Origin of the sequence: Rheinheimera tilapiae, assembly GCF_042432165.1 — a bacterium.
GTDB classification, from domain to species: Bacteria; Pseudomonadota; Gammaproteobacteria; order Enterobacterales; family Alteromonadaceae; genus Pararheinheimera; species Pararheinheimera tilapiae.
Genome location: NZ_JBHLXP010000001.1, coordinates 1,817,595 through 1,824,781, shown reverse-complemented (window position 1 = coordinate 1,824,781; position 7,187 = coordinate 1,817,595). Strand labels below are relative to the sequence as shown.

Sequence of the window (7,187 nt, the reverse complement as noted above, 5' to 3'; positions counted from 1 at the left end):
TATCCATCTAGAAACATCAGCCGATTGAATTAGTTACTATTAACCCACTGACCTCTTCGCCTGTCAACCAGTCTGGTTAACGTGGTTTTAAGGCCCATTTCGGTGATCTGTCGAGTTCAACCAGGTTGCCCCAGCGCTCGGAATAAAACTTCTGTACTTCGGGGCCGCCCGGCAAATCGGTCAGATATGCAGAGGTTGCGAGCACAATAGCGTTATAGCCAAACTCAGCATCTATAGTGGCCCCAGTGGCATAGCGAGCGATTTCCTCCGCCCGATAAGTCGTCAGATAAGCATCCTGGACCTGCAGCCAGTTCGTAAACCAGAGTCCGTCTGGCTGGCGGATCGATGGCTGACGATATGCAGACAGCAGTTCCAGTGGAAAACCCTCAGTTGTCGCTGGCCCCGTTAGCATACGACCGACAAAACCTTTCATTGGCCCTGCCGGATAACCCAGCTCTTCTGCTCTGCCGAGCGCCAGAATGACCAGATGCGCCATCCAGGGTGAAGCACCGCCGGCCGCTTTGCTGTAATCATAATACCCGTCACTGAAATTGGTCGCTTTCTGGTCGCTATGCCCCCACTGCCCAAGTGGTGACGGCGCTCCCGCTGCATAGGGGAATTCTTTGGGACCAATTTTACTGCGGGCAAAGCTACGAAGTTCCGGATACTTGGCGGCAGGATTCGCCACATCGTACAAGCCTTCCCAGATCTCCAGCGCTTTGACTGTCAACAATTCCAGATATGCCCGTTCTGGCGAATTGTCGGGGGATATCGAGGCCGCATGCACCCGGCTACGTAAGGCCCAGCCTTGCGCCCGAGCTTCACCGGAATACAATGCCCCTTCACTGCCGGTCGGACCTCGGCCAAGTGTCGAGCCAGCAGCACCGGCATTGTTATTCATCGTGGTATAAGCCGCCGAAAACCAGCTTTGTTCGAGGAAATAATAATCACCACTTAGTAAATATTGCGCCGATGCCAAATCCGGATGGTGTGCGACATCCGGCACCCAGCTGTTTGATGCCAGTGGAGATACTGCTTGAATGCGATCAGCCGCAGCTGTTTCTGGCCAGGTCAGCCGATCAGATTTAAACCACAAAGTCGGACGGCCACCGGGGTTAATTGACAAGATCCGGCCAAGTCCCGATACCTGCCGCGCTTCGTCAAAGGTGCGCCCGCTGCCACCTTCACGCAAATGGATTGGCCAGGCGCCACTCAGCTCAGCCTGACGCAGTGCAATTTCCGCCATCCGCCAGTCGCCGGTGTACAGCCAACGCACTGTCCAGCTTGGATACAGGCCCAGATCCTGCCGGCCGCCTGCTGCCGGCATTGCTTTTTGCCAGAAGCCGATGTTGTACAAATCCTTCGCTGCTTTTTGCCAGTTACTGAACTGCGTCGCCATTGTGGTTTCCGGCACTTTGCGTTTTAAGTCAAAATTCGGCAGCAAGCGGGTTTTACTGAGATAACCTAACTGGTGATTCAGCGACACCACAGGTACTTGTGCGCCGAGCCAGAACTGACGAGTCCAGCGCGTCATGGCCAGATGCGGTAACTCTGTTTGCTGATACAGGACCTGCGGTGCTTTGGCGCCACCAAGCAGCGTCAGATCATAACTTTGGTCTTGTAGAGCCTGTGTATTACTGACCTCACCGACAAACCGAACCTGTACTTTGTTCAGCGCCGGCCAAAATGTGGCATAAAACAGCGGCCTGACGGACCTGTGCGCGTCAGCACCAAAATCGCCAGTCCGTTCTTCACTGTGATCGGCGATCAACACAGTTGTCGCAATCGGCCCCTGTACCCAGTAACTGAATTTTCCTTTACTCAGCAACTCACGTGCGGAGCGTTGTTGCGTCTGGTTGTCGGCAAATACGGCTTTGATTTGGGCATCAAAATCAAATGCATCAGCCAACATTTGCGCCTGGCTCAAGCCCGTTTGATTGGTGCTGACCGCTTGGTTCACCAGCTGTAGTCTGAGGGTTGAATTTGCTGCGATCTCAGGGATCAACACAGAAATAATGGCATGACGTACACTGCCATCCGGATACCGTTGTTTGATGTCGGCCTGAGTCGGCAACAGTTGCTCGGCCAATTTTAATTGTGGCGCCTGGGCGATTTCCCCTGCGACAAACGGTCTGGCAAACTGCAGCGGATAATTTGTTAACTTCTGGTCGGTTGGATTCGTCAGAATAATGAAATTGCCATCTGCCGGCGGTTCGTCGGCGACAAAACCCGCAGTCACAGTGCGCTTAGTATCCATAGTCACAGTGCAGGGTGTTGTAGCGACACAAGGTTCACTAAAACCACTGAAACGCTGACCCGCATCAGCTGATGCTTTTAGTTCAACCTGAGTACCGGCATTGACTTTATATGTGCAGTCGGTGCGACACGGCGTACTGAGCGCCGCACTGCTGACCTCGCCGGGACCACTGACCAGAATTCTCAGCTCAACCTGTTGCGTGGCAAATATTGCCACGATATTCGTCTCTTCCTTCGCGACAAATTCACAGCGTGGTGACGTTGCGGTAGCGCTGCAGATATTCTGCCAGCCAGTAAAATCGCTGTAGGTGCTGGCTTTAGCCTGCAGCACCACAGTGGCACCGTATGGGGCCGTAATACTGCAGGCGTTCGTGCAACTGCCGGCCTGGGTACCGGCGGTATAATCAATACTGCCGCCCGGCTGCGACGTCAGGCGCAAAGACACGTGCCGCGGGACAAAACTGGCGACCACTTTGGCAGTACTCAATGTAGTCAGATCAAGCCGGCAACTCCCTGTTCCCGAACAGTCCTGTTGCCAACTGTCGAACTGTGAGGCTTCGGCTGCAACCGGCGTCAATTCAATATTGCTATTGTTGACCGTCAGGTTGCAGCTTTGCTGGCATACTTGACCATCGCTGAGTTTGACCTGTCCGGTGCCGTTTACCGTGACCTGGACAATTTTACTGGTCACGACCGGCGTGGGCGCAGGTGCTGAACTGTCACCGCCACCGCTGCCACAACCAATTAATCCGGTGACCAGCAGCAATAACCATAATTTTTTCATCAGAAGCCCCGTTTTTGTCCGCAACCGCACAGAATATCCGCCGATTCGTCTTTCTGTGCAGTAGTATGCCACAGCGTGACGTCGGGCGGACAGCGCGACCGCCTGTTCAGACCACAGCTTTACAGGCTTTGGAAAACGCATTAATCTCGTGCGCTGTATCACCTCACGTACTATGGCTGCAAAAGCTGGCTTACGTATTAAATCTGCTCTCTGGATCCTTTATGCAAGCATGGAAAGATATTCGACGCTGTTGGCAACAACTGGACAATCTGCAGATTGTGCAACTGCCAAAATGGCGACAACTCGCGGAAATGACAGCATTGTTTTTGTTTCGTCGCATTGGCCCCGGTTATTACATTCAAGGAAAGTTCTGGCGGCCGGATCTGCCGTTCAGAGATAAGTGGTTGCATGTTAACAACACAGAATATAACGATTTTATTGACCGCTGGAACGCCCGGCCATATCAGAAATCCTCACAACACAAAGTCGTAGAAAAAGCGGTTTTGCAGCTATTGGCCGTGCCAACTCCGGAATTTATTGCTTATCTGCATCCGCAAGCCGGTGTCTGTGCCGATGGCGCCCCGCTGCGAACATTGGTGCAACTGAAACAACTGTGTGCCGGTCTGGTTGGCCAAAAAATTTGCTTAAAGCTGGTGGAAGGTTTTGGTGGTGCCGGATTTTCTGCTTTTGCAGTGGTACAGCAAACGGATGAGGTGGTGTTTGAGCACCCATTTACCGGCGTGCAGGTCAGTATTGACAGCTGGTGGCAACAGGCACAACAAAATCCAGACGGCTACATCATTGAGCGTTATTTAAAACAACATCCAGTTGTCGAAGCTTTGCATCCCAATTCCGTCAATACCCTGCGCATTTGGGTTTATCAACTGCCGGGTAAAACCGAAATAGCCGGTGCTTTTTTACGCGTCGGTCAAAAAGGTAGCCTGGTCGATAACACGAGTAGCGGTGGCTTGTATTGCCCGATTGATATTCAGACCGGCAACTTAAAATATGCTGCTTACTCCCGTGAACCATGGAGCCAGCTGGCACAACACCCGGATACCGGCGCACAGGTCAGCGGCGTACAAATACCGTTCTGGGCAGAGTGTCAGGCGATTGCCGGCAAAGCGCTGCAAGCATTTCCGCATGTGCGGGTCGCAGGTGTGGACGTCGCCATCGCGCCAGAAGGTCCGCAAATGATTGAATTGAATGTGCGGCCAGATCAAATTGGTTGTACCAGGATGGATGTGCCGTTAAAGCGCATTGACCAAAAACTGAAACAGGCTTATGCCGGACACTGATGTGACGCTGCCCTCGAAAGTAGAACAGCATTTGCCAGTTCAGAATAGCCTCTTGAATGACCGGTCGCCGTCACTGGCATTGCAGGAGAGCAAATCAGCAATGCCCTGGTTTCAGCCGAACCCCTGGTATCAGCATCTTGCGCGTTTTATGGGGCTTAGCGATACACAATGTATGACGTTGCGGTCCGGCCAAACTGCGGAAATCTCAGCGTCGTGGCAACTGGCGCTGTACTGCAGTAACGATAAAAAGCAGATCAATAGCCTGTCTAACTATTATTCTCCAGCGCTGGGGCCACTTGCTCCAACTCATCCCGCTGACTGGCAACAGTTTTTTGCAGCAGTTACCCAGACCCACTCAGCTGTTCAGCGGCTACAACTGCAACCGCTGACAACAACGCAGCAGCAACAATTACAACAACTGACGGTACCAGGCTGGGGCTTTTATTTCAGTCACTGCAGTGACAACTGGACCGCGAGGACGGAGAACTACTGGCAACAGAGACCGTCACAGCTGCGCAATACCATCCGGCGTAAACGACAAAAATTGACTGCAGAAGGCGCCCGTATTGACATCAGTCAACAGGCGACGCCTGAACTGGTGGCTGCCTACTGGCAGGTTTATCAACACAGTTGGAAACCGGCAGAGCCAAATACAGATTTCATCAATGCGTTGCTGGACCAAACATCCCAACACCAGAGCCTACGTCTGGGAGTGCTTTGGCTACATGGGCGCCCGATCGCCGCCCAATGCTGGCTGGTCGCAGCTGGCGTCGCGGCGATCTACAAATTGGCGCAGGATCAGAGTTTTGATCATTATTCGCCAGGGACAGTGTTAACTGCGGCTTTATTAGACCATGTGATTGAAGTCGATCAGGTCCATACGATTGACTTCCTGACCGGCGACGATCAATACAAAGCGCAGTGGATGGACACAAAAACACCGCTCTATCAACTGCAGGCGTTCCGGCTGCACCAGCCGGCGGCGCTCCTGCAATTTACGCTGCTCCGACTGAAAGCCGGCCTGCGACTATTGTGGCGACGTGGCGCCGCTCTGGGCAGAACCCGCCAGCATGGAAACTGACTAATGCAGCTGCCTGATATGCCACAAAAACCGGATGTTACCGCGCCACAAGCCATACTGAACGGACGTTTTATCGATAACCGCTGGTTGTTGACGCAATGGCATACAACGCCGGGCCCCGGTCATACCGCCCTGCTGATCCTGCCGCCGTTTGCTGAAGAAATGAATTGCTGCCGGCGTTTATTGGCAAAACTGGCCCGTCAGCTGGCAGGCTTTGGCATCGACACTTTTTTACCTGATTTTGCTGGTACCGGTGACAGTGCAGGTCAGTTCAGTCAGATTTCTTTACAGCAATGGCGTGCAGATCTGCTGCAGTTTTTACCTGAGCTGCAACAGTACTCACAGGTCCAGCTGCTCGGCTGCCGATTTGGCGCGGCACTGCTGCTGGATTGGCTGCCAGCATTACAGGCACAACTGAAGATTAGTCAGATCCTGTTATGGCAACCACAACTGCAAACCGACCGTTTCTGGCAACAATTGCAACGCCAACAGCTGCTCGGCACAGTTACCGTGGCAGCATCGGAGCATACCCTTGACGTCGCTGGCTATGCCGTTCCGCTGCAGCTGCGCACAGAAATTCAAGCATTGCAGTCTCATTTACCGACCAGTTCCACTGCTGTTTTGTGGCTGGAAAGCTCATTAACCGGCGAGATTGGTGCTGCGGCAAAAAAAATACAGCAGGCGCATCCGAGCTTACAGCTGCAAACTATTCGGGCAACCCCCTACTGGCTGAGTCAGGAGCCAACAGATAGCGGCGAATTGATATCAGCCAGCCTGACATTTTTAACCGGAGCCGCCGAATGGACCCGCTAAACGCTGCCAGTGTGCAGTCTGATCTGGCAGCCGACGCTGCAAAGGTGCTGCAACTAAACTTTGGCGGCCAGCAAAGTCTCGGTATTTATCAGCCGGCTGCTTCAGAACTATTAGTGCTGATGGTCAATGGTGGCGCCCAGACCCGTGCTGGCAGTCATCGGATGCAACAGCAATTGGCGCAGCACTGGCAACAAGCAGGCTTCGCCAGTTTACGCTTTGATTTTCCCGGATTTGGTGATGCCGATGGCGAGCCAGGCACTTTCGTTGACCACGCCCGGTATCTGACCGAACTGCCAGCCCAACTTGAGCGTTATTTCGGCAAGGTAAGACCCATAGTGTTATTTGGTTTATGTGACGGCGCAACAGCGGCGCTGTTGGCGAGCCCATGGTTGCAACCACAAGCGTTGATCCTGCTGAACCCCTGGTGCCGAACCACAGAAAACCATGCGCGCACTATGCTGAAGTTCTATTATCTGCGGCGATTAGTCTCAGGTGAATTCTGGCAAAAACTACTCCGCGGCCAGTGGCAGGCCGGCGCAAGCATTGCCAGTTTCCTGCAGCTGATTCGACCGGCTGCGGCAAAGTTCAGAACTGCTGATAGACATGCACCAACGACACAACTCTCGGCTGCTGCCGGCACACACACTCTAACCGAGCTCACGACCGACACAGCGATACCACAGGCGTTGCGGCACTGGATGCAGATTAAAGCGCCGGTGCAACTGATCCTCAGTGGTGCCGACCTAACAGCAGCAGAATGCCGCCAACTATTGCAAATGCCAAGATATCGCTGCATTGCCAAGCAAACGCAGCTTATCGACATTGTCGGCGCAAATCACACAGTGACGGATCCCGAACATTTCATGCAATTGCAATTGCAAACTGCAGGTTTTTTGGGAACAACAGCCAAGGCTATGGTGCTTAAAGATAAAACAGCGATTTCAGCGTAAATTGC

Annotated in this window: 5 protein-coding genes; 4 read left to right on the top strand and 1 reads right to left on the bottom strand. The window is 53.2% G+C overall.

The window, feature by feature from the left end:
- Positions 1-76: 76 nt before the first annotated feature.
- Positions 77-3,040 carry an InlB B-repeat-containing protein gene (locus tag ACFFJP_RS07875; RefSeq protein ID WP_377242169.1) on the bottom strand — a complete coding sequence of 988 codons (2,964 nt, stop codon included), beginning with the start codon at positions 3,038-3,040 and terminating at the stop codon, positions 77-79.
- A 221-nt stretch (positions 3,041-3,261) separates the two neighbouring features.
- Between ACFFJP_RS07875 and ACFFJP_RS07870 the strand changes: the two genes are divergently transcribed.
- From ACFFJP_RS07870 to ACFFJP_RS07855, 4 genes are all read left to right on the top strand, one after another.
- Positions 3,262-4,338 (top strand): sugar-transfer associated ATP-grasp domain-containing protein, encoded by a 1,077-nt coding sequence (locus ACFFJP_RS07870; protein WP_377242167.1) that lies wholly within the window; start codon positions 3,262-3,264, stop codon positions 4,336-4,338.
- A gap of 100 nt (positions 4,339-4,438) precedes the next feature.
- A complete protein-coding gene (locus ACFFJP_RS07865) occupies positions 4,439-5,419 on the top strand; it encodes a GNAT family N-acetyltransferase (protein ID WP_377242165.1) in 981 nt (326 codons plus the stop codon).
- Positions 5,420-5,422: 3 nt separating this feature from the next.
- Positions 5,423-6,232 (top strand): alpha/beta hydrolase family protein, encoded by an 810-nt coding sequence (locus tag ACFFJP_RS07860; RefSeq protein ID WP_377242163.1) that lies wholly within the window; start codon positions 5,423-5,425, stop codon positions 6,230-6,232.
- Positions 6,220-7,182, top strand: coding sequence for an alpha/beta fold hydrolase (locus ACFFJP_RS07855; protein ID WP_377242161.1), 963 nt, complete (start codon positions 6,220-6,222; stop codon positions 7,180-7,182). Before ACFFJP_RS07860 ends, ACFFJP_RS07855 begins: the two co-directional genes overlap by 13 nt.
- Positions 7,183-7,187: the final 5 nt, after the last annotated feature.

Coding starts and splice junctions, on each gene's coding strand:
- ACFFJP_RS07855 (WP_377242161.1), top strand. CDS start 6,220: ATGGACCCGCTAAACGCTGCCAGTGTGCAGTCTGATCTGGCAGCCGAC.
- ACFFJP_RS07865 (WP_377242165.1), top strand. CDS start 4,439: ATGCCCTGGTTTCAGCCGAACCCCTGGTATCAGCATCTTGCGCGTTTT.
- ACFFJP_RS07875 (WP_377242169.1), bottom strand. CDS start 3,040: ATGAAAAAATTATGGTTATTGCTGCTGGTCACCGGATTAATTGGTTGT.
- ACFFJP_RS07870 (WP_377242167.1), top strand. CDS start 3,262: ATGCAAGCATGGAAAGATATTCGACGCTGTTGGCAACAACTGGACAAT.
- ACFFJP_RS07860 (WP_377242163.1), top strand. CDS start 5,423: ATGCAGCTGCCTGATATGCCACAAAAACCGGATGTTACCGCGCCACAA.